At 33.4% G+C, this 22,774-nt stretch carries 21 protein-coding genes and 1 pseudogene; 14 read left to right on the top strand and 8 right to left on the bottom strand.

The annotated features are described in order from the left end of the window. The first annotated feature begins 174 nt into the window (after positions 1–174). The 9 genes and pseudogenes from BUA03_RS06780 to BUA03_RS06755 all read left to right on the top strand — a co-directional run bounded on the left by BUA03_RS06780 (position 175) and on the right by BUA03_RS06755 (position 8,527). Complete coding sequence (locus tag BUA03_RS06780; protein ID WP_066080177.1) at positions 175–1,701, top strand: GH3 auxin-responsive promoter family protein; 1,527 nt, start codon at positions 175–177, stop codon at positions 1,699–1,701. Positions 1,702–1,860: 159 nt separating this feature from the next. Then, the gene (locus tag BUA03_RS06775) at positions 1,861–2,562 is read left to right on the top strand and encodes a response regulator (RefSeq protein ID WP_066080180.1); all 702 of its coding nucleotides are present in this window, start codon (positions 1,861–1,863) and stop codon (positions 2,560–2,562) included. A 143-nt stretch (positions 2,563–2,705) separates the two neighbouring features. Further along, positions 2,706–2,873 (top strand): hypothetical protein, encoded by a 168-nt coding sequence (locus BUA03_RS16655; protein ID WP_157492199.1) that lies wholly within the window; start codon positions 2,706–2,708, stop codon positions 2,871–2,873. Positions 2,874–3,754: 881 nt separating this feature from the next. After that, positions 3,755–4,264 (top strand): helix-turn-helix domain-containing protein, encoded by a 510-nt coding sequence (locus BUA03_RS06770; RefSeq protein WP_072675725.1) that lies wholly within the window; start codon positions 3,755–3,757, stop codon positions 4,262–4,264. A gap of 150 nt (positions 4,265–4,414) precedes the next feature. Continuing rightward, positions 4,415–4,591, top strand: coding sequence for a hypothetical protein (locus BUA03_RS16650; RefSeq protein ID WP_157492200.1), 177 nt, complete (start codon positions 4,415–4,417; stop codon positions 4,589–4,591). Between the two features lie 471 nt (positions 4,592–5,062). After that, positions 5,063–5,287 (top strand): annotated as a pseudogene (locus tag BUA03_RS16900) (IS1595 family transposase); the annotation flags it as partial. Between the two features lie 89 nt (positions 5,288–5,376). Continuing rightward, positions 5,377–5,721: a hypothetical protein gene (locus tag BUA03_RS06765; protein ID WP_066080190.1), complete on the top strand. Its 345-nt coding sequence runs from the start codon at positions 5,377–5,379 to the stop codon at positions 5,719–5,721. Positions 5,722–6,256: 535 nt separating this feature from the next. Then, entirely contained in the window at positions 6,257–6,928 is a 672-nt protein-coding gene (locus BUA03_RS06760; protein WP_066080193.1) for a response regulator, read from the top strand. A 129-nt stretch (positions 6,929–7,057) separates the two neighbouring features. Next, entirely contained in the window at positions 7,058–8,527 is a 1,470-nt protein-coding gene (locus BUA03_RS06755) for a hypothetical protein (RefSeq protein ID WP_066080196.1), read from the top strand. Positions 8,528–8,809: 282 nt separating this feature from the next. Here the strand turns inward: BUA03_RS06755 and serB are convergent, their stop codons facing one another. The 6 genes from serB to BUA03_RS06725 form a co-directional block, all read right to left on the bottom strand. Then, the gene (serB, locus tag BUA03_RS06750; RefSeq protein ID WP_066080199.1) at positions 8,810–10,048 is read right to left on the bottom strand and encodes a phosphoserine phosphatase SerB; all 1,239 of its coding nucleotides are present in this window, start codon (positions 10,046–10,048) and stop codon (positions 8,810–8,812) included. A gap of 226 nt (positions 10,049–10,274) precedes the next feature. After that, positions 10,275–10,616, bottom strand: a complete 342-nt coding sequence (locus BUA03_RS06745; RefSeq protein ID WP_066080202.1) for a type II toxin-antitoxin system RelE/ParE family toxin — start codon at positions 10,614–10,616, stop codon at positions 10,275–10,277. Beyond that, positions 10,609–10,827, bottom strand: a complete 219-nt coding sequence (locus BUA03_RS06740; RefSeq protein ID WP_139255621.1) for a hypothetical protein — start codon at positions 10,825–10,827, stop codon at positions 10,609–10,611. Before BUA03_RS06740 ends, BUA03_RS06745 begins: the two co-directional genes overlap by 8 nt. A 153-nt stretch (positions 10,828–10,980) precedes the next feature. Next, positions 10,981–12,213 (bottom strand): ATP-dependent Clp protease ATP-binding subunit ClpX, encoded by a 1,233-nt coding sequence (gene clpX / locus BUA03_RS06735; protein WP_066080209.1) that lies wholly within the window; start codon positions 12,211–12,213, stop codon positions 10,981–10,983. Between the two features lie 88 nt (positions 12,214–12,301). Next, on the bottom strand, positions 12,302–12,976 hold the full coding sequence (gene clpP, locus BUA03_RS06730) for an ATP-dependent Clp endopeptidase proteolytic subunit ClpP (RefSeq protein ID WP_066080212.1): 675 nt from the start codon (positions 12,974–12,976) through the stop codon (positions 12,302–12,304). Between the two features lie 413 nt (positions 12,977–13,389). After that, a complete protein-coding gene (locus BUA03_RS06725) occupies positions 13,390–14,715 on the bottom strand; it encodes a trigger factor (RefSeq protein WP_066080215.1) in 1,326 nt (441 codons plus the stop codon). A 437-nt stretch (positions 14,716–15,152) separates the two neighbouring features. Between BUA03_RS06725 and BUA03_RS06720 the strand changes: the two genes are divergently transcribed. After that, positions 15,153–15,959, top strand: a complete 807-nt coding sequence (locus BUA03_RS06720) for a S1 family peptidase (protein WP_082854326.1) — start codon at positions 15,153–15,155, stop codon at positions 15,957–15,959. A 397-nt stretch (positions 15,960–16,356) separates the two neighbouring features. Here the strand turns inward: BUA03_RS06720 and BUA03_RS06715 are convergent, their stop codons facing one another. Beyond that, complete coding sequence (locus tag BUA03_RS06715; RefSeq protein ID WP_066080221.1) at positions 16,357–16,941, bottom strand: hypothetical protein; 585 nt, start codon at positions 16,939–16,941, stop codon at positions 16,357–16,359. 849 nt (positions 16,942–17,790) lie between these two features. On the opposite strand from BUA03_RS06715, the gene BUA03_RS06710 reads away from it, so the two are divergent. Continuing rightward, positions 17,791–18,156 (top strand): hypothetical protein, encoded by a 366-nt coding sequence (locus BUA03_RS06710; protein WP_139255620.1) that lies wholly within the window; start codon positions 17,791–17,793, stop codon positions 18,154–18,156. 437 nt (positions 18,157–18,593) lie between these two features. Here the strand turns inward: BUA03_RS06710 and BUA03_RS16485 are convergent, their stop codons facing one another. After that, entirely contained in the window at positions 18,594–20,129 is a 1,536-nt protein-coding gene (locus BUA03_RS16485) for a hypothetical protein (RefSeq protein ID WP_066080233.1), read from the bottom strand. Between the two features lie 319 nt (positions 20,130–20,448). Here BUA03_RS16485 and BUA03_RS06695 point away from each other — a divergent pair, with 319 nt between their 5' ends. The 3 genes from BUA03_RS06695 to BUA03_RS06685 all read left to right on the top strand — a co-directional run bounded on the left by BUA03_RS06695 (position 20,449) and on the right by BUA03_RS06685 (position 22,531). After that, complete coding sequence (locus BUA03_RS06695; protein ID WP_066080236.1) at positions 20,449–21,066, top strand: DsrE family protein; 618 nt, start codon at positions 20,449–20,451, stop codon at positions 21,064–21,066. A gap of 128 nt (positions 21,067–21,194) precedes the next feature. Further along, positions 21,195–21,593 carry an NUDIX hydrolase gene (locus BUA03_RS06690; RefSeq protein WP_066080241.1) on the top strand — a complete coding sequence of 133 codons (399 nt, stop codon included), beginning with the start codon at positions 21,195–21,197 and terminating at the stop codon, positions 21,591–21,593. A gap of 185 nt (positions 21,594–21,778) precedes the next feature. Beyond that, positions 21,779–22,531, top strand: coding sequence for a COG4705 family protein (locus BUA03_RS06685; RefSeq protein WP_072675724.1), 753 nt, complete (start codon positions 21,779–21,781; stop codon positions 22,529–22,531). The last annotated feature ends 243 nt before the right edge of the window (positions 22,532–22,774 follow it).

Below are 22,774 nucleotides of genomic sequence, written 5' to 3'. Positions count from 1 at the left end.
GAATTCCCATTGGCAGCACCCGTTACTGAGTTTAAATCTTTGCTGTGATATAGAATTGTTTTTTGCAAAAAAACACTATTTTTGATACTTCGACAAAGTTAGTATTTGTAAATCGATATTCAAATCCTAAAAGATAAATCCCAACTCTAATATCGTAAATCTTAAATCAAAAAAATGCCTTTAACCATAATCAATTCGTTTGCCTCGTGGGTTCTTAAGCAAAGAATTCATCAGATCGAACTTTTCTTGAAATATCCAAATGAAGTTCAGGAGGAATTGCTTATGAATTTGATTCAGTCGTCCAAAAACACTGTTTTAGGCAAAGAATATGATTATGCTTCAATACATTCCTATGCCACTTTTGCTGAACGAGTTCCCATTGCTACCTACGAAGAATTACAGCCGCTGATAGAGAGAACCCGTAAAGGAGAACAAAACGTTTTTTGGGAAACACCAATAAAATGGTTTGCCAAATCCAGTGGAACAACCAATGCCAAAAGCAAATTTATTCCCGTAAGTAATGACGCTTTAGAAGATTGTCATTACAAAGGCAGCAAGGATTTATTGTGTTTGTATTTGAATAACAATGAAGATTCCGAACTATTTCTTGGTAAAAGTTTACGCCTAGGTGGAAGTTCTCAAATCTATGAAGACAACCATACGTTCTTTGGCGATTTATCAGCGATATTAATTGAAAATATGCCTATTTGGGCGGAGTTCAGCAGTACGCCCAGCAATAAAATTTCTTTGATGAGCGAATGGGAAACTAAAATTGCTGCCATAATCCACGAAACGAAAAACGAAAATGTAACGAGTTTTGCAGGAGTTCCTTCTTGGATGTTAGTTTTAATGAACAAAATGCTCGAAGATACAGGAAAAGGAAATTTACTAGAAATTTGGCCCAAATTAGAAGTGTATTTTCACGGAGGCGTAAATTTCGAACCCTATCGAGAACAATTTCAAAAAATACTCCCTAAAAAAGATTTTAAATACTACGAAATATACAATGCCTCCGAGGGCTTTTTTGCGATTCAGGATCTTAATAATTCCAGCGATTTACTACTGATGTTGGATTACGGCATTTTTTATGAATTTATTCCAATGGATACTTTTGGGACACTGGATCAAAAAGTAATTCGGTTAGCAGATGTAGAATTATTCAAAAATTACGCGTTGGTCATTACCACTAATTCCGGTTTGTGGCGTTATTTGATTGGGGATACGGTTCGTTTCACCTCTTTAAACCCATACCGCATTCGGGTTACAGGCAGAACCAAGCATCATATCAATGTTTTTGGTGAAGAATTGATGGTCGAAAATACTGATGTAGCTATAGCCAAGGCTTGCAAGCTAACCAATACGCAAGTGGTCGATTATACCGTTGCACCTATTTTTATGGAAGGCAAAGAGAAAGGCGCTCACGAATGGATGATTGAGTTTAAAGAAAATCCTACCGATATTTCCGTTTTTCAAAAAATATTAGATGAATCGATTCAATCTCTCAATTCCGATTATGAGGCGAAACGCTTTAACAACATGACTTTGAATCCGTTAATAGTAAACGTAGCGCGAAAACATTTATTTTACGATTGGCTGAAAGACCGCAATAAACTGGGCGGTCAACATAAAATACCAAGATTGTCTAATCATAGAGATTATTTAGAGCAATTGAAGAGCATGCAGCTGGAGTCGGTTGGGTGAGAAAATTCTAAAAAAAAGACATTACATTTAAAATATTGAAGTAGATCGTGTAGTTGTAACGATGAAGATTAAATTACATTAAACAAAAGCTAATATACATTATTAATCTTGTAAGTTTATTATAATAAAGTATATTAGCGTTGAATAAAAAATCACTTAATGCTTACAAAACATTTATTTTTAGTCGACGATCATCCCATTACAGTTGACGGTTACAAAAACTTAATTTCAAGAACAAAAACTGCAACTACCGATATTGATTTTGTAACAGCCTATTCCTGTGAAGAAGCATATAATAGGATTAGTGAAAAACACAACGATCAAGAAAACTTTGATGTTGCCCTTTTAGATATTAGTTTGCCATCTTATCCAGCTAGAAATCTACAAACTGGTATTGATGTAGCTAAACTCATTAGGCATTATTTTCCAGCGTGTAAAATAATACTACTCACCATGCAAAGTGAGCCTGCAATTGTCACAACTGCAATACATGAAGTTAATCCAGAAGGATTCATTTTAAAGAATGATATTGATGCAACAAGTTTTGTAACGGCGTATCAATCTATAACGCTAGGCGCTAGCTTCTACAGCAATACCATAAGTAAAGTACAAAACAACGCCATCATAAAGAAACTAAATTTTGATGCTATTGATTTACAAATCTTGCTGTTACTTGACAAGAAAATTAAAACCAAAGACATGCCAAACTACATAGACCTTTGCTTAAGTGCTATCGAGAAAAGGAAAACCAATATTAAAAACCAACTTTTAAAAGACAAAGGTAACAATGCAGCTATAGTTACTGCTGCAAAAAAATACGACTTCTTTAAGTTTATTAAAAACCTTGCTTTTTTAACATAAAAACCGTTAAATATATTGTAGTAAAAAAATAAATTTGAAAAGTTAAAAAACGTAAATTAGGTGCAAGTAATACACAGTTTTTTAAGCGAATTATTTTTAACCAGTTAAATTATTATTTTGTGAGAAAATTAGAATTAAAACAGATGGAAGCACTTTCGGGTGGAAGAGATTTAAATGCGGCAGCTGGTAATTTAGCTATGGGTTGTATTGGGCTTGTAACGAGTGCTGGAACTAATCCTTTCGGCGGTTTTATAGTAGCAGTGTCATGTGGATTTATTTTCGGTGGCGGCCTCAAGGCACTATTGGACTAATAACAAAATTAATTTATTATGTTTTTTGAATATGCAACGTGTTGGCTTGGTGGAATTTTGTTTTGCTACATAATTTTTTATCACAAAATTAAAAATAATAAGCTAAAGAATGAAAAATATATATTTACTATTGTTAGTGTCATTTTAATGATGTGCTTAACTATTTTATGTAGATATTTACTGTATAGATTTAAAGGTATTTAGAAATTAGGTTTATACTTTTAAACATAGGTGGATTCAATTATTAAAATTAGGGTTATTACACTTATAACTCTAATTTTTTTTATATTACACGTCTCTAAATTACAATAAATTTTTTATTAACATTTATTTTATTTCTGTTTTAGATCCAGCTACGCTTGAGCATATTGCTAAAGTAATGAAACTTATTCGAGACCAAATCTTTTGTAGATAAGTAGGTTTTTTAGCTTATTAATTTTATTTTATAATGCAGCAATCTAAATATTTATTTTTAACAATTTTTTTCCTAGCAATAATTTATAATATATTAAATGAGATCTTAAAAGTTCAATCAAACTTTGATAAATTAGTTTATAATTCATTATCTGAACAACTCACCGCGAAACAAATTCAAAATTATCTTATATTAAAAGATGATCTGAAGTGGTTAGAATACATGTTTTATTTTTTTTATATTTTTTTTAAAATTGCAATAATATCCTCTATAATACATATCGCTATTTTTTTCTCCAAAACAGAAATCACTTTCAAATCTATTTTTAACAGCGTTATTCAGGTAGAATTTATTTTTTTGTTAGTCTCAATATTCAAAATCATTTGGTTTTATTTTTTCCAAACCAATTATACTATTGAAGACATTCAATATTTTTATCCATTATCAGCATTAAATATTGTTGGCTATGAAGGATCAGAACCTCGCTTTTGTAGACATAAGTTTGCCTACTTACCCTGCTCAAAATCTTTGCAGTGGTATCGATGTAGCTAAACTAATTAGATATTATTTTCCAGCTTGTAAAATAGTTGTACTCACCATGCACAGCGAACCTGCAATTGTCACTACTGCATTACAAGAAATTAATCCTGAGGGGTTTATTTTAAAGAATGACATTAATACCGCTTCTTTGATAGCGGCATACCAAGCTATTATGATGGGTGCCACCTTTTACAGTAGTACCATAAATAAAGTGCAAAAAGAGAATGCCATAAAAAGATTAAATTTGGACGCTATTGATTGCCATATCTTGACACTACTTGATAAGAAAATTAAAACAAAAGACATGTCGAATCACATTGATCTTTCTTTGAGTGCTATTGAGAAAAGGAAAACAAATATTAAAAATCGACTTTTGAAGGACAACGGCAACAATGCGGCAATAGTTATTCATGCTAAAAAAATACGACTTCTTTAAGTTTATTAAAAACCTTGCTTTTTTAACATAAAAACCGTTAAATATATTGTAGTAAAAAAATAAATTTGAAAAGTTAAAAAACGTAAATTAGGTGCAAGTAATACACAGTTTTTTAAGCGAATTATTTTTAACCAGTTAAATTATTATTTTGTGAGAAAATTAGAATTAAATAAGATGGAAAATCTGGAGGGTAGCAATAATTGTACAACTGCTGCTGGTTTTTTATGTACCGCATCAGTATTCCTTCTTTTTGGTCCCTATGCACCACTTGCAGTAGCGACAGCTATAGGCTGTGCGTTAGGAGCGTATGCAGGATGTGCAAAATAGTACCAAAAAAATTATTACCCTTGAAAAAAATATTATGAAAAAATTAAAATTTGAGAAATTGGAAACAATACATGCTGGCAATTTTATCGACGGTTTTTGCATAGCAGCTGGCTCTAATAGTTTTGGAGCTGCTTAAGGCTTAACTTTGGTAACAGAGCCAATTGGAGGGGCATTACTAGTAGCCGCTGACATTGGATGTTTATATAGATCGATTAAATAATCTAGTTAATAAACGTTCATAATAAAAAAATAATAACAGAGTGTTGTTTTAAAAAACACTCTGTTTTAAAACAGAATTAATGAAAAATTTAAAAATAATTATAGGTGTATTAGTAATCAGTTATTTATTCTACTACGGATTTTCAGAAAAAAAAACGGTCTATGAAACAGCAATTTATGGCATAATTTTTTTTATAATTACCATTTTAAGTATTCGAAATTTCATAGCTAAAAATAAATCAGAAGAATGATAAAGGAAATTCTTCAAAAGAAATACATACCATAATTCATTGAGTAAAATCATGGCTTAGAACTACTTTTTCATGGGTTCATAAAGACCATATTCAGAAATATTTAGATGAGTTTTGTTATCGAATTAATAGGTCAATTTATAAGGAAAACATTTTTGACCTACTTATAAACAGAATGATGAACACTCAAAATGTTTTATATCAAGATATTATAATAAGTGAATAAGTGAATACCTCAAAAGGTATTTATCAAATCTCGACTCAAATTCTAAAGCTACTTTTTACTCAATACTTGTAACAACTAACCAATAAATTATGAAAATTCTATTATTAATCATTTTTCTTTCTTGCTTTTTTTCATGTGATAACATCGATGTTAAAAGAGAAAAGGTTTATAAAATTACACAATTTGACAAACCCATTTACGATACTATTACCCCTACAAAAGGAGAGTATTATGGTGCGAAATCTATTGAAGTTATTGGTTATACAGATGATACTGTTACTGTTTCTTTTGGCAAAGGATATTACAAACACTTTTTAACCAAAAAAATTGATACTGTTTTTTCAACAGATTATTATGGAGATAAAAATGCAATCTTTATATTTCAACCATACAAAGCAAAAAAAGGAAATCTTCAATTAAAATTTAGGATATAATGAATTTTATTTTACAACTATTATTTAGTTACTGGATTCAATTAATAAAATTAGGGTTATTACACTTATAACTCTAATTTTTTTTATATTTCACATCGATTGAATACCTTGAAAAAAATATCAGACACTATTTATGTTCTCGAAAATGGCACATTATCAACCACAGGAAATCATGAAGAGTTAATGGAAACTACAAATTTTTACAGTGAATATTGGCAAGAATAATATCAATTCCGTAAATTGCCTTTAGGATCGTGATAAATTAGGTGGACAAAATAAGATTCCAAGATTATCAAACCAAAGGGATTATCTGGAGCAGTTGAAAAGTATGCAGTTGGAGCGGGTTTGATTACGATCAAATAAAATAGTATTTCATTGATGGGCAAAGAGATAAGTTACTGTTTTATAAAGCCTTATTTCACAAACTAATTACCGTAAATAAATATATCAGCTAACTCAAAAATTAAATTTTTCTAAAATTTTTGTAAGTCTTATCTAATAAAGTATATTAGCCGTTTACGAAAATAAGCAATTCATGCCAATAATAAACCTATTTTTAGTTGATGATCATCCTATTATAATTGATGGTTATAGCAATATTCTTGCAACTACAAAAACTGATGATACCACAATTTCCTTTACTGCAGCGTGCTCTTGTGAGCAAGCTTATTTTAAAATTATTGAAAGACATCAAGCTCAAAAATTCTTTGACCTCGCTTTTGTAGACATAAGTTTGCCTACTTACCCTGCTCAAAATCTTTATACTGGTATCGATGTAGCTAAACTAATTAGATATTATTTTCCAGCTTGTAAAATAGTTGTACTCACCATGCACAGCGAACCTGCGATTGTCACTACTGCATTACAAGAAATTAATCCTGAGGGATTTATTTTAAAGAATGACATTAATGCCGCTTCTTTGGTAGCGGCATACCAAGCTATTATGATGGGTGCCACCTTTTACAGTAGTACCATAACTAAAGTGCAAAAAGAGAGTGCCATAGATAGATTAAATTTGGACGCTATTGATTGCCAGATCTTGACACTGCTTGACAAGAAAATTAAAACCAAAGACATGCCAAACTACATAGACCTTTGCTTAAGTACTATCGAGAAAAGGAAAACCAATATTAAAAACCAACTTTTAAAAGACAAAGGTAACAATGCAGCTATAGTTACTGCTGCAAAAAAACTAGAGCTTCTATAAACTTAACACATACCCTACTTTTTTAACATAAAAACCATAAAATTAATTATTTAACAAACAGTAAATTTAAAAGAGATATAACTTATCTGACTCACGTGCAATAAACTAACGAAATAAATGTCTTAAAATATGAAAAAAACCACACGTAAAATTTTATCAATCATTTTGCTATCAACATTTTTTGATTTAACAGCTTGCAATCATGATGTATTAAATGAAAATATTCAGAATATAGATGCAGGAATTAAATCAAAAAAAATAACATTTGATCAATTTAAAAAGCAAAAAAAGGCTTTTTCAATAGTCTCAGATATTAACAAAAAACAAAATGAATTAAAGTTGCTTTCTAACAAAACCACCAACAACACAGTTAGCAATTTTACTATTGATACACAGAAAGGATTACATCTTGAATATGCAAATCTTCACTCTTTTACTTTTCCTATTCATAGAGAAGTTGATAATGGAAAAGTCGAAAATTTAGTTTTAAGTTTTCAAAACGATGGAAGTTATAAAGTGAAAATATTAAAATATAATTTAACACAGCAAGAGAAAATTGATATTGCAAACGACCAACTCAAAAATATTCAAAATCCAATTATTACAATACCTATTGAAAATTTTAATTTAAATGCAAAAATATCTAGTTGTGAAACAGTAACAGAAACCATTTGGGTTTCTTGTAGTCACGGTATTCATAATTCATCAAATATTAACACCTGGGCACAATGTGAGGCAGCAACTCCTCCCAGGGTTTATACTGTTTCAAAAATTAAATGTATCACCGCTGATGGTAGTACCGGTGGTAGTCCACCAATTGATGATGGTTTTGGAGACAATTATGGTACGGGAGGCGGTAGTTATCCCGTAAATTATCCTACACCTGAAACAAATCCCTATGAATATGAAAATGGTATTTCCACACCAATATTAACTACGCAAAACAACTACGATATTAGAAACACTCAACTATTCAATCAAAGTCTAACACCTCAACAAACACAATGGTCTTCAGAAAATCTTAACGCTTATAACTTTATTTTAAATTTAGTTAGAAATAAAAACTGGACGGATGAGAGTAAAGGGTTTGGCAAGGACTTGATTGACTTAATAATAAGTTCTAATTTAAATATTTTTACAAGTTATTCTAACTTAAGTTATGAGTTCAATAATCTAAGTGATTTTGAACACTTTATCAATTACGAGGAAGATTTAAATATAGTTTCAGTTGCTATACCATTCCAAGTTGATAAAAAAATTACAAATCGAAATATAAAAATAGCACCCCTACTTGATTTAAGACTTCAAATTGTTATAACACCAAGTCCTAATTTCTCATTAGATGAAACCAATAGTACAACATTTCTAGAATCCACCCTTCTCCCAGGAAATAGCTGGACACAAACTGCATTTATAGTTACAAAATCAAGTAGTAATGACGCGGGTACAACAGCGGAAATTACTATTACTGGATATATTAACATTGGAGTAAAGGTAGCAGATTATGAAATAGGCGCAAAACGTTTAAAAGAAATCATTATTAGTATTGACAAAAATACAGGTAATATAAACTACACTAAAGTCAAAAATTTAAATTAATATCATGATAGAAAACATAGCATATTTTGTTCCAGCACTTATAATTTCAATTATTTCAATTATTTTAATTGATTTGTATTTATTAGTAAGAAAAATACTTTTGCTTAAGATTAAATATTATTCAGACCTAGTTAATAAAATTGAACATAAGGAAATTTAAAAACTTTCGATAAGCAATATTATAAATATCTAAAAAAGTAATTTCTGTAAAATTTCATAATAAAAAATAGGCTGTCCGAAAAGTAATTTAGGACAGCCTCTTTTTAAAATTATTGCAGTCTTTTACTCCTCCTCCACCATATCGATATGCCTGTCATGATAGCCCAACAAATACAAAACACCATCCAATCCTAAACTAGAAATAGAACTTTCGGCTTTTTCTTTTACCGTAGGTTTGGCATGAAAAGCAATTCCTAAACCTGCTAAGTTTAACATTGGTAAATCATTGGCTCCATCTCCCACTGCTATGGTCTGGTTGATGTGAATGCCTTCTTTATCAGCAATCGCCTGTAAATATTCGGCTTTCTTTTTGCCATCAACAATTTCCCCTAAATAGTTGCCTGTTAATTTACCATCGATGATTTCTAACTCATTAGCATGAACATAATCTATCCCCAATTCTTTTTGCAGGTATTTTCCAAAAAAGGTAAAACCTCCAGATAAAATAGCGGTTTTATAGCCATAATATTTTAAGGCTTTCATCAAGCGATGCGCTCCTTTAGTTATCGGTAGATTTTCAGCAACGGTTTGCAATACACTTTCGCTCAAGCCTTCGAGCAAAGCCATGCGTTGTTTAAAGCTTTCGCTAAAATCAATTTCGCCATTCATCGCCGCTTCTGTAATGGCACGCACTTGTTCCCCCACACCAGCTAGCTCTGCTAGTTCATCGATTACTTCGGTCTGTATGAGAGTCGAGTCCATATCAAAACACACCAAGCGCCTGTTTCTTCGGTACATATTGTCTTCTTGAAAGGAAATATCAACATCTAACGTTCTGGAAATTTCCATAAAACTCGCCGTCATGAACGATTTATCGACAATTGTTCCCGTAACTGATAATTGGATGCAAGAACGCGGAAATTCTTCTTTTTCAATAATAGAAACCCGACCTGTTAATCGCTTGATGGCATCAATATTCAAATTTTGATTGGATAGAATACGCGTCACAGCGGCCAGTTGTACAGCGGTAAGTGTCTCTCCCAAAACATTTATAGTATACCTTTGTTTGCGTTGTCCTTTTACCCATATTTCGTAATCCGAAATAGAAATTGGAATAAACTTTACTTTAACTCCTAATTCGTATGCTTTAAACAATAAATCTTTTAAAACTGGCCCAGAAGTAGAACCCGCTTTTATTTCAAATAAAATGCCTAAAGACAAAGTATCATGAATGTCGGCTTGACCAATATCTAGAATTATAGCGTCATAATTGGCCAAGATAGATGTTAAACCAGCGGTTACTCCGGGTTTATCCTGACCTGAAACTTTCAGTAAAATTACCTCTACCTCTTCTATTTGCATTTTGTATATATTTGATTTAGAATGCACAAAAATCGACAATCTAAAGGGGATAAAAAAAAATAAGCTTTCTTTTTACAAACAATAACAAATACTGTAGTTTACTCATAAAAAAACCTGCCCAAAGGAATGAACAGGTTTGTATTTTTGAGAAATATGTAATTTTTAAGATGTAATCTTCAATCGTTACAATAAAATCTAATTTAAGATTTGCAGCGAATATAAAAAATTAACTTCCAAACACCGACCTAACTAATTTTACCAAAGCAGTCTTTGAAATTGTACTTTCTTCAGACTTGTCATAAATTTTCAACAAGTAAATAGTGAAAATCAATTCTTTTTCTTCAACTAAATAAGTGATTATCCTGTAACCAGCACTTTTCCCTTTCCCCTTATCTTTGTTAGCAAGTCTAATTTTATATAATCCAGATCCTAAATCTTCTCCTTGCTTTGGATTTGTTAATAATTCTCTTTCTAAGTCAAGAAAATCGTTTTTTAAACTTGGGAATTTTTTATTAAACCTCTTAAAAGCCGTAACAAAAGAGTGAAGTGGTATAATTTGATTACTCATTCCACAGATCAGATGTTGAAAGCGGTTTTGTTTTTCCTTCTCTTATGCTTTTCACTTCTTGCAGTCCTTTTTCAATATCAGACAATAATTTCTCTTTTTTATTTGAAGAGGTGCCACTTGTGTTTAAAACTTCCACAAAAGATAACGTTTTTACATATTCCAAAAAAAGCTTTGCTTGCTTTGAGTTTTGTTTTATTTTGATAGTTACCATAATCATCTATTTTAATCAAAGTTACAAAAAAACAAATTCAATCTGATGTATAATCTAAAACACAATAGACAAAAAATACTTTACTCAAACGAATAAAGCCCAAAAACGACTGTTTTTGAGCTTTATTTTAACTTCAATTGAGGATCAAATTATTTAAGACGCTATTTCCAATCGTTTCAATAAATTTTTATTCAACGTCTCTTTGGCGTAATCTACATCTATCTCTAAAATTTTGTCCTCTGAACTTGGTAATTCATACATCGCATCAGTTAAGATGGCTTCGCATAAAGAACGCAATCCACGAGCTCCTAATTTATATTCTAATGCTTTATCTACTATAAAATCCAAGGCTTCATCTGTAATGGTGAACGTTACTTCATCCATCAAAAATAATTTCTCGTATTGTTTGATTAATGCATTTTTAGGTTGTGTCAAAATCGCTCGCAAGGTTTCTCTGTCTAAAGGATCCATGTGCGTCAATACTGGCAAACGACCAATAATCTCTGGAATCAATCCAAAGTCTTTGATGTCTTTTGGAATAATATATTGCAACAAATTATCTTTGTCTATATTATCCACATTTTTTGAAGTAGAATACCCCACGGCTTGACGATTCAATCGTTTCGAGATAATTCTTTCGATTCCATCAAAAGCGCCACCAGCGATAAACAAAATGTTTTGCGTATTGACCTCAACAAATTTTTGGTCTGGGTGCTTGCGTCCGCCTTTTGGTGGCACATTCACAACTGTTCCTTCTAATAGTTTCAATAAGGCTTGTTGTACGCCTTCACCCGAAACATCACGTGTAATAGACGGATTGTCACTTTTACGAGCAATTTTATCTATTTCGTCAATGAATACAATTCCGCGTTCTGCTTTAGCAACATCATAATCCGCTGCTTGTAATAAACGAGTCAAAATACTTTCCACATCTTCTCCTACATAACCAGCTTCAGTAAGAACAGTAGCATCAACGATTGCCAAAGGAACGTCTAACATTTTTGCAATGGTTTTAGCCACTAATGTTTTTCCAGTTCCAGTTTGACCCACCATGATGATGTTACTTTTTTCAATCTCTACTTCATCGTCTAATTGCTGTTGCATCAAACGTTTGTAGTGGTTGTAAACCGCAACCGACATTACTTTTTTAGTTTGGTCTTGACCAATTACATATTGATCCAAAAATGCTCTGATTTCTTTTGGTTTTTTCAAAATCAAATCACCAACAAGTTTTGAACTTCCGCCAGATTTCAATTCTTCTAAAACAATTCCGTGTGCTTGTTCGATACATTTATCACAAATATGTGCATTGATACCAGCAATCAACAAACTGGTTTCTGGCTTTTTTCTTCCACAAAACGAACATTCTAATACTACTTTTGCCATTCTTTTTAGTCTAAAGTCGTAAAGTCTAAAGTCATAAAGTCCAGAGCATTGCTATTGACTTTATGACTTTTGGCTTTTGACTGTATTTTTATCCTCTTCTTAAAACCTCATCAATCATTCCGTATTCTTTTGCTTCATCGGCTTTCATCCAGTAATCCCGCTCAGAGTCTTTGTGCACTTTGTCAAATGTTTGTCCTGAGTGCTGCGAAATGATGTTGTACAATTCGTCTTTCAGTTTCAACATTTCACGCAAGTTGATTTCCATATCAGTCGCCACACCTTGTGCTCCGCCTGATGGTTGGTGAATCATTACTCTTGAATGCGGTAATGCGGAACGTTTCCCTGCTGCACCTGCGCACAACAATACCGCTCCCATAGAGGCCGCCATTCCAGTACAAATTGTAGCAACATCTGGTTTGATGTATTGCATCGTGTCATAAATTCCCAATCCTGCATAAACGCTTCCTCCAGGAGAGTTTAAGTAAATTTGGATATCCTTCGAAGCATCTGCGCTTTCTAAGAACAACAGTTGTGCTTGAACGATATTTGCAATTTGATCATCGATTCCTGTTCCCAAAAAGATAATTCTATCCATCATCAATCTAGAAAAAACGTCTAATTGAGAAATATTCAACTGGCGCTCTTCAATAATATAGGGAGTCATATTAGTAGGATTCATTGCCGCAACGATTTTATCGTAATACATGGCATTTACTCCTTGGTGCTTTGTAGCAAACTTTTTAAATTCTTTACCGTAGTTCATGTGTATGTGTTCTAAGTTTTACTTTATATCAATTACTAGTATCTGCATTGCAAAGGTCGTTCCTCTTTACAAATGATGTCATTATGTCTTATTTCTAGCCCAGATCGCAGTGGAAAGCTTTTTGAAATCGTTTCTCATTTTTTCTTGCACGAAAAGAGCGACCGAAGGAAGCTCCTTTTCTTGTTTAGAAAAAAGGGAACAAGATGAAAAAACTTGCAACGAATAGCTGGATTGGCTCCTGAAAAAATCCAGAATAAAATGAAACAAAAGAGCGTCAAAAAAATAATTTTTCTGACGCTCAAATATACTTATTTTTTATTGGTAACAATCTGTAATAAAATCATAAAATTTTAATCATCACTTGCGCTTTTAGGGCTTTTGACTTTCGACTTTAGGACATTACAACCGCTTGCTTATTCTCCGTATGAAGCCGCAATAAATTCGTCGTAAGTCACTTCTTTGGTAGTAGGATTTGCTTTTTCTTTGAACAATTCCAATAATTTCTCTGCAACCACTTGGTCAGAAAGTCTTTTTACTTCGTCTTGATTCGACAAAACTCTTGCTACAATTCCTTGAACTTCCTCGTCGGTAGGATTTGTTTGTCCGAATTGTGCCATTTGTTGACGGATATTTTTTGTCGTGAATGTTTTCAAATCTTCAAAAGTGATTTTGATATCCGACTGTGCCATAGCTCTACCTTCGATCAATTGAAAACGCAATCCTTTCTCAGAACGTGTATATTCAACCTCAGCTTCCTCAGGAGATAATTTTTTCTCTCCAACTGTTTGCAACCATTTTTTCAAGAATTCAGCTGGTAGGTCAAACTTGGTGCTTTCGATCAAAAACTCCGTAACATCCCCTAATAATTTTTGGTCTGCTTGCGTTGCAAATTGAGATTCTGCATCCTCTTTAATTTTAGCTTTCAATTCTTCTAACGAAGAAACCGTTCCAGCCCCAAACAATTTGTCAAACAATTCTTGGTTCAATTCAGCTAATTCAGCGGTGTTGATCGCTTCGATTGTGAAAGCAACATCAACATCTAATGTGTGAACGTCATCATGATTTACTTTCATCACGTCCATCAATTGATGTGCATCTTCAAATAAACCTTTTGTGTTTACCGTAACTACATCACCTACTTTTTTACCTATGAAAAGGTCAAAAGTCGCTTTGTCTTTGAAAAGATCAGCAGCAATAGTGGTAGCGTTATTAATTCCTTTCTCTTCGTTTGCAAAAGTTCCTGTAACATCTGAATCAGCAGCAACCACCTCTTGTGGAATGGCTGTTCCAAATTGCTTTTGGATTCTTTCCACTTGACCTTCGATCAATTTAGCATCCGCTGAAACCACATATTTTACGATGTCGTTTTTAGCCTCTAGGTCTAAAGTGAAGTCAGGAACCAAACCAATTTCATATTCAAAAACCAATTCTTCCGCATCCCAAGAAAACGCTTCGTTAACTTTAGGAAGAGGCGTTCCAAGCAAGTTTAGTCTTTCTGATTGTACAAAACGCTCAAGCGCCAAGTCAACTACTTTTTGAACTTCTTCTTGTTTGATCGCTTTACCATATTGTTTTTCAACAAGATCTTTAGGCACCGCGCCTTTTCTAAACCCTTTAACCGTTGCCAAAGGCATTTTTTCGTTTATTCTTTTTGCTACTTGACCTTTGTAATCCATGTGAACTACAGTCATTACAATCGTCTCGTTTACAGCGTCTATTGCTACTCTTTTGATATCCATCTTCTTCTTTACTTTACATTATAATTTCGGTCTGCAAAATTATAAAATTTTTACCAGCCAACCAAGTTTTTTCAGCCTGAACGTTCTCGATTGAATTGCAGCAGATTCTCCAGCCGGAAATCTAGGATAATTAGAGTGATTTGGGCGTGCCGCACCTCCGTTTGGCTGCGGTGCGTCAGGCTGTACGTTCCCGCTTTTATGGTTTTGCCCTGCGGGACAAAATCATAAAGAGCTCCACTGCCATCCTTCACGCGAAAATTGCATAGAACTTTGTTTATGTTTTCTCACGATGGTAAATGTGTAGAACTTCGGTTTCTGGTTTCGATAATCGATAAAAATCAATATTATGTAAGATTAATTGTTATATTTGAAGTGATAAAAAAAGTGTATCAAACTTTCCTAACTATTACACAGTTCCAATATTATAGCTTAAAATTATGAAATTTCTCTTAACCTTATTTACATTAATCATGTTTAAACTAAGCTATAGTCAAAGTACAATTAACACACAAATAGTTAATAACTCCCGTAATAGTTGTGTCAAAATAATTAGTCAAAAAGGACAAAGTTCAGGAACAGGATTTTTTATTTCAGAAAATTTAATTGCCACATGTTTTCATGTAATAGCTAGTACAGAAACAATTGAAAACAGTATTAATTTTAATGTTTTTGATGATATTCAGATTATAACTGAGAATGGTGAAATTGTAAACGCAATTTGCATAAGTGTACCATCTACTGAATCACCAGAACCATTACACCAAGATTTCGCTATTTTAAAAGTCAATACTACAGTTAAAAACAAAACAATCTTATCTCTTTCTGAAAAGATTACTTATAATATTACAGCTCCAGTAATCTTTTCAGGATACCCATTGGGAACTCCCACAATGGTAAGCCATTTGGGAAGCATATCAGGAATAACTAAAGACAATTCACTTATTTGCATCCAAGCTTCAACTAATAAAGGGAATTCTGGGGGAGCATTAGTCGACGACCAAGGTCAAGTTTTAGGCATTATCAGTTTGCGTGAGGGAGGAATTAGTCTTGGCTTACAAAATTACCTTTCTAAGATAAATGATTCTGAAAAGCAAGGATCAATTCAACTTATGGGCATAGATCCTTTACAAGCAAGTAAAGAAACTATAACAATACTAGACAAATATATAAGTACTGGTATAGGATATGCGCGTAATATTTCATTCTTATCAGAATATATTAAAAAACATAACATCAAGTTATAATTTTAAATAAAGTATAAAACAATTCCCCCCTCGCTGCTCAAAGTGTACTGTTAAAGAATAAACTTGTCGTATGAGCTGCGCAAACGTCTCTGACTTTGGGCCACAATAATGAGTATACAAAACTCAGCAAGTGTAAAGTGTTAACGGCATATATAATTCGGCATAAATTCGGGACACTTTGTCTATCGTTAAAAAATCATAATGCTTTAAGATGAATAAAGAAAGTCAAACATTCTTGATCTCACTTATAACTATAAAAAAAGCCACACCCTGCTAGCGAAAGCATCCCGCTCGTGCCTATTAGAAATTTATAGTTGTCTTTGTTAATATTGACTATCGAAAATTTATTGTGATAAACTAATAAAGCTCTCTACAATTCTACAAGGAAAAATATTTTTTATCGGTTTATTATGTAAACAAATTTAATAAAATTACTACCTATAATTGGAACACCACTGACAGAGGCCTTTCCATTTGTAATATTCATATCCTTACCATACATAGCCTTTAAATCTGTCCTTGGCAAGGCATTAAATGAATATTCTACTGCTATACTGTCTGATAAATTCCATCTTAGTGCAAAATTCAAACTTAAAGACAAATGAGAAGATTCTTGATTATAGCCAATTCCACCGCCCCAATCATCATGCCTATTTATTAATGTAGGTTCTATACTAGGAATAAAAACTGTGTGAATAGTTTTTCTAAATAAATTCCCATAAAGATGAGTATGATATCCTACACCAATCGTATACTTATCAAAATCTAGCCTAGGGAAAGTTTCATATCCAATATTAATCTCTACATCTCTACTTACCATTGAAAATTGTAATAAAAGATCCAAAGCAGCTTTATCATCTGTAGGAGCACTACCAAGAGTAGAATTTTTCAAATCAAATCCAGAAGAAAAAGAAATATAATCATCTTGTGCCATTCCTTTACTAAAAAATAACGCAATTGCAATTATCATTAATTTTCTCATATTTGAGTATTGTGTATAAAGTCAATCACTTATATTATGTTTAATTACTATTTTATTAAAGCATATAAAAATGACTTCATTACAACAGAAAATGTTTATTTTATAATTGTAAAAATATTTTTTGAAATAGTATGGGCATACTATAAATATCAAATAACACTCAGAAATCACAATTAATTGTCATGTAGGTATAACAATATCGATAATTTAAAAAAAATTACTACGCAAAATTAAGTGAATAGATTTGTAATTCATATACCCACTTTTAATGATATTTTATAAAAAAACCCCCGATAGCGCGGATTTGCAATCCGTGCCCACAATAAAAAGACACAAGAAAACAACCGTATGGCATACAGTAAATTAGATGACGCCGATCGCCCGAATATGCATTAAATTTCTCGGTTAGATAGCGCGGAATTGCATTCCGTGCCCACAATGTTGAGCAAACAAAACAAGTAAAAAAGCTACATTCAGTAAAAAAGATGTAGCTTTTTTTGAAAAAAAGAAGATTCATTTTATGAAACTTGAAAGTTATTTTAAATAAAGAATTTTAGTTTTGTTGTACTTAGCCGATAGCGCGGATTTGCAATCCGTGCCCAAAATAATAAGACACAAGAAAACAACTGTATGGCATACAGCAAATGAGATGACGCCCGTCCCCGATAGCCATCGAAACGAAGCAATGACTAGATGCAGCTGCCATTGCAAATTTACAATCTGTCCAAACGGTGCATTTTTAAAAATAGTAGTAATCCCAAAATAAATCTTACTTTAGCCGCAAATTCCTATCAATAATTAGGACTTTACAAAGTATCCTATTGAAATTTATCATTCAAACGAAATAGATTGAAAACGTATTTAAAATATCTCATTTCGCTCTTTCTGGCTTTTGGCCTGATGGCTTATGATTGTACTTTAGATTCTCAGTCTAATACAACAGCTTACGATCAGGTTTCCTGCGCTCAGGCGAGAGCGGATTTTAGTAACTCCAAAACATATCGATACAATCAGATAACTTCGTCTGAGAAAACTTCATCGCCAATTCCTTTTACACAGCAAAAATTTAAAGACGTTTCTAGTCTTCAAATTATGGTACTACTAAAATTACGAATTACACTTTATCAAAATATTAGGGCAATCAAAGCGCAACAGGCTTTTTTGAACAAAATAATTACTTCAAGTAATCGGTATTCCAGTTTATACATAGCTTAGAACAGCTTTTCTTTTCTAAGCATTTATGCAATTTATTGCATAGCGATGATAAAAAAAATGTCTAATCATTTATCATTTACAAAATGTATAAACACAAAACTAAAACACGTTTAGAGTCCTCTAAGCGACCTTCTCTTTGGATAAAAAGAAATCTAATGCTATTTATTACTGCCTTTATGATCGGAATGTCAAACGGAATGAAGTTAGGAGATGAATCTGCTCTCAGAAAGCAACACCACACAGAACAACAAGATAAAAAAGATTGATTATGAGTTGTGAAATAAACAAGCATCTTTAGCTACCCAAGGACAAAAGAAACTACGACTCAAAAAAATGTTTAATAAAATTAAATTAGCTGAGCTTCTATTTCTTGTTTTTCATAAATTAAAAAAGGGGAATGTTTTACCATTCCCCTTTTACTTTTTATAAATTTAAAACTAATTGGTAATCGTGATCACACCCGTCATCAAACCATGAAATTCACAGTTGTAGTACAACGTATTTGGTGCATTTGCAGGCACTACGATTTTTACTGATCCTGATACTGCACCGTTATTTGTAACTCCTGAGCTAAAGGCATTGGTAGTTCCAGTACCTTGAACAGTATTTAAATAGAACGGGTGGCCTGGCGTGCTCACATTAAAAGTATAGGTTCCTCCTCTTTTGAACGTAAAGTTAGGATTACTTGCGTTTGTTAATCCTTCACCGTTAAAAATATAAGAACTAGAACCACTATTCGTAACCGTATAGGTTTTTGTTTCGCCTGTTGCAGTCCCTAAGCTTGAGCCAATATTGCCTTGTGCCACTATTGTAGCCATATTAGCGTCACTCAAATGCACATTCACGTAGGCAGCACGCGTTAAAAACTGTGTATAGGTCACTGCAGCTCCGCCAACTAAGGTAGCTACTTGTGTTTTACTAATTCCAGTGTTCCCATTTACAGGATTCAAACCAGCAATGATATTACCCGATGTAGCAACATTGTTTTCATGGATGTGAGCCGGATGACTTCCACCAGCAGGAGTACCTACCAATTTAATAGTTACTAAAGTCGTTTGATTGACACGCTCTGCAAATTCAACTGTTCCGTTGATGCCGGCTACGTCTTTTTGTGCCAATACGTAACTTACCTTTTTGCCTGTTAATTCATTTTGACCAATATCCCCTTGAGCAACCAGCGTAGCTAAAGCAGTAGCACTTAAATGAAAGTTGATGTACCCATTATAAGCAAGTACTTGATCATACCCGAAAGCAGTACCATTATCTAGTTTAGCTACGTTGGTTACACTCAATCCGGTATCTCCATTTACGGGCTTAAAAGAAAAAGCAATTCCACCTCCTTGAGCAGCTGTATTGGCGTGGATGTGACCCGGGTGTGACCCGCCAGCTGGAGTGTTTTGTAATTGTACTACCGCTAATGCTTCTCCATTTACTCGTTTGTAAAAAGTAGCAGTACCAGATATTGCTGGAACAGCAACGCTGCCTAGCGGATACACTTTAGAAACCCCGGTAAGATCGTTTTGTCCTATATCACCTTGTGCCACAAGTGTAGACAATTTATCTGCACTCAAATGCACATTGATATACCCGTCAAAATCAAGTAGCGCTTGATAGGTGATTGCACTGCCGTTATCCAATGCTTTGAATGTTGTTATACTTTTTCCAGTTGCACCATCGACCGATTTTAGCGTAAGTGCTATATCTCCTCCTTCAGCAGCCGTGTTTAAGTGAATGTGCGCAGGATGTGAAGCATTTGCAACTGTGTTTTTTAACTCTAACTCAATGCTTAAAGTCGCATCACTTTTTTCAATAATCGTTGCCGTTCCCGTTACTCCAGATGTTCCAACTGCACCCAAATCATATACTTTTGAGTTTACAACGGTGGGGGCTGGCGCATCATCTTTGGTACAACTGCTAAAAATAAAGGGCACTACCATTAATAGTACTACTAATTTTTCTTTAAAATGCTTCATTTTGTTTATAGTTTTTAGGTTATTATTAAACAAACTTAACTCTATTATTTTTTAAATGCAACTATTATTTTGCTGAAATAAATACAATAGGTTTTAAAAGAGTCAGTTACAGCGATTCTTTTAAGAGCTGCTAATTTTAAAAATAGTTAAATAATAATTGATAAAAATCGTAGCTTTACTTATCTGAATCTGTTTTTAGAACGTATCTATAATTCACTACTCTAATTTTTCACTTTAAAAAACTATCTTAGCAGCAGCAATTTTAAAATTCAGTTGCATTATTGGCTAATCAATTCAATTCTTCAAAAAATCATTTATAATGAAATTCATAAAAAACAATTTTTTGCCGCTCTGCTTCATTTTTTCTTCTCTTTTCTCCAATGCACAAACATCTGCTCGTGAAAGCGCAGCGGCTAAAATGGATCCTTTTATTCCAGTATTAGAATACCCATTAATAAAAGGATCCAAGTGGACTGGCGTAATACCGGTAAAAAATGCAACCGATATCCCCGAAGCCAAGACGGTGTACAAATTACTTTTTGATCTTACCCAAAACGGTACGACCACTGGCATGGCTGACAAACCAAACGAAGGGCTGGAAGAAATAGCACGGATTTTAAATCTACATGCGGCGGCCGGCATTCAGCCAAAAAACCTAAAATCTGTCGTAATTGTGCATTCGGCTGCTATTTTATCCGTTTTGAATAGTGCAGCCTATGAGAAAAAATTCAACTGTGCGAATCCCAATGCTGATTTGATAAATCAAATGCAAAAAGTTGGAGTGCATTTTGTTCTTTGCGGACAGACGTTGAATCTTAGAGGTATTGATGGAGCCGAATTGTATAAAAACATATTCATTGCTGAGTCAGCAAAGGTGGCCTTGACAAAATACCTAACTGCTGGATATGTCTCATTTGCGATCAGTGGGGCTCATTAACTAATGCACTTTGCATCCCAATAAAAGTAAAACAGAAATAATTTGGCACGGCTCCTGTTACAATCAAAAGCGCACTTTGTCAGCGTCTTACTCGCGCGAACCACCACCATTAAAATGACTCTTTCTAAATGAAATCAATTGACAAACTAGCTTGGATAGAATTACAAAACAAATCCATTCTTTCTACAAAAAGTTATGGAAAAGACAAATATTATATTCCGGGCGGCAAAAGAGAAATAGGAGAAACAGACCAGCAAGCATTAGCTCGAGAAATTCAGGAAGAGCTAACGGTACATATTGACACAAACAAATTGACGTATTTTGGCGTATTTGAGGCTCAAGCACATGGACATCCAACAGGTGTTATGGTAAAAATGACTTGCTACTCTGGCGCGTACTCTGGCGAATTGCAAGCCAGTTCAGAAATTGAAGAAATAAAGTGGCTTAAATATGCTGACAAACACAAAATTTCAGAAGTGGATAAATTGATTTTTGACGAATTAAAACTGCAGGATTTATTGGATTGACAAAATTACTCACCCATGCTGGCGCATAGGGAACGCTAGCCAATTCAGGGTAATTCCGTGACTAGACAAACTACTCTCTTTTAGATTATTGGCGCAAAGCACGCTAGCGATTAAACACAAGTGGAACAATACAAATCCACTATAGTGACCAGTATCATAAATAGTCAATTAATAAACTGTGCATTTTGAAACACATTCCTAAAATAAATGCATTCTATTGGGCATTAATTATCAGTGCCAACACAATGGGAGAAACGGCAGGGGATTTAATCTCTCAAACTTTTAATTTAGGGTACGGTGGCGGAACAGTTGCCTTGCTCATTCTGTTCCTTTTTGTATTGACAATTTCCATTTATTCAAAAAACCAAAAACCAATTCTATATTGGACCGTAATAACGGTAGCAAGTACATTAGGCACTACTATTTCCGACTTTCTTTCAAGAACGTTATCGGTAACTTATTTAGGGGTAACTCAGGAAACAGGATATATTTACGCCACCGTTTTGTTAGTTTTTGCATTGATCTTCACTTTTGGCATTTGGAAATGGTATTCCAAAACAGATACTATTGAAAGTGGATTAAGCAAGACCACCGAATTTTTATACTGGCTGGCCATTTTGACTTCCAGCACACTAGGAACCGCATTTGGTGATTTATTAGCCCACGACACGCCTTTAGGTTTTGCCGGCGGAACATTACTTTTATTAGGCCTGCTTATCATTGTTATTTTACTGGCGTTCTTTACTACAATAGCAAGAGCACTTTTATACTGGTTGGCTATCATTTTGACACACCCAATTGGTGCGACAATGGGTGACTATTTGACAAAACCAGAAGGAATGAATTTAGGAAATATAGAGGCAAGTCTGGTTTTAGTCCTTGTTTTTATTGTTGTAATTGCAACCGGAAAATTAGTTCTTAAAAAACAACCCGAATAAAAAAACCGGTGCGAGCTAAAAAAAGTAGCGCATATCCCTATAATAACAAACCCGTTATCGTTGTATCATAAGAAAAGATTTTACTGCAATTAGCGCACTTGGGAGACCCATTTCTGTACCAAGTTCAGTCCCTAAATTACATTTATCGCCCCAGCGAAGTATGAATAGTTTACTCAAAAAACTAAAGCAAGCACTTAATTCCCGCTAAACTACCGTTTCTGGAAACTCTTATTGGCAGGAAAC

The organism is Flavobacterium fryxellicola (assembly GCF_900143245.1).
Classification (GTDB): domain Bacteria; phylum Bacteroidota; class Bacteroidia; order Flavobacteriales; family Flavobacteriaceae; genus Flavobacterium; species Flavobacterium fryxellicola.
The sequence above is the reverse complement of the archived record's forward strand: the minus strand, read 5'-3'. Positions and strand labels throughout refer to the sequence as shown.